This is a genomic window from Bacteroides caecigallinarum, assembly GCF_021530995.1.
Classification (GTDB): Bacteria; Bacteroidota; Bacteroidia; order Bacteroidales; family Bacteroidaceae; genus Phocaeicola; species Phocaeicola faecigallinarum.
Map to the genome: position 1 here is coordinate 1 of NZ_JADYTF010000339.1, position 260 is coordinate 260.

Consider the following 260-nt stretch of genomic DNA (forward strand, 5'->3'; position numbering starts at 1 on the left):
GTAGGGGAAAAACGAGAACCCGGCGAATATGCTGTACTCGTCCTCGTACACATTATTGATCGGGCTGACCCACACATTGAGCGCATGCTCATTGTCCCATATATACCGGTCGTCAAGCTCGACGTTCTCGTAATCTATCTCCACGGCCTCCTTCTCGTGGACGATGCCGGGAGTTTCAAGCGGCGTACCGTCGGGCGCGGTGGTGGCGGCCACAAAGCGCACGCCGGTCTCTGTCTGCCCGGGGAGGTTGAAATAGTTGC

The 260-nt window shown here is 57.3% G+C and carries 1 pseudogene; it reads right to left on the reverse strand.

The annotated features are described in order from the left end of the window. Window positions 1–260 (reverse strand): annotated as a pseudogene (locus I6E24_RS16930) (M43 family zinc metalloprotease); the annotation flags it as partial.